This is a genomic window from Streptomyces sp. AC627_RSS907 (assembly GCF_019049165.1).
On sequence record NZ_JAGMUE010001143.1, the window covers coordinates 1 to 764 of the forward strand.

The window sequence follows — 764 nt, forward strand, 5'->3', positions numbered from 1 at the left end:
GCGGCGCACGCGCTCCAGTTGGCAGCCGACCAGGTCACGCAGTGGCTGCGAGGTCTGTCGGGCCGCGACGGTCGACTCCAACTCGGCGCGTTCCAGGCCACAGCGGCGCAGGTCATCGAGGGGGACGTAGAGCTTGCCCAGCCGCAGGTCCTCCTCGATGTCGAGCAGGAAGTCCAGCGTCTGGAGCCCGAACCCCCACGATATCGCCGCGTTCTCGGCCCCGTCCGGCAGATCCTGACCGCGCTGCCCGAGCAGGACGGCGAGCCAACGCGCGGGTTCGCCGCTGACGCCGAGCATGTACTCCTCCAGCGCGTGCGCCGTGTCGTACGCCTCGGTGGTGATGTCCGTCCGCAGCGCCTGACCGGCCTGGCGGACGCCCGTCTCGCACAGCCGCCAGGTGTGGACGAAGTCGCAGAACGCCAGCGACACCAGGCGTACTCCGTCCCCGGCGGAGCGCTGGCCCGGCGCGCCGGGCAGCGGGCCGAGCACGGTGGCGGGGTCGGCCCGCCGCGTGGCGTGCAGCATGCGGAAGAAGTCCTGGGTGAACGCGTCGTAGCGGCGCAGCCGCTCCGCCAGCGGCACGTTGAGCGCGTCCACCAGGTCGTCCGCGTGTCCACAGAAGGCGATCATGGCGTCCCAGTACGGTCGCCGGTCGGGCGGCAGTTGGTCGCGCATCCAGATGTGGGACGCGTGGTTCTCCTCCTGGAGGACCGTCTCGCACAGCGCGTACGCCTCCCGCAGGAGCGGGTCGCGGATCTCGGCCG

The 764-nt window shown here is 71.9% G+C and carries 1 protein-coding gene; it reads right to left on the reverse strand.

Going from position 1 to position 764, the window contains the following annotated elements:
- Positions 1–764 (reverse strand): squalene/phytoene synthase family protein (locus tag KUM32_RS40730; protein ID WP_217146710.1); only part of this gene is annotated, 764 nt, incomplete at both ends.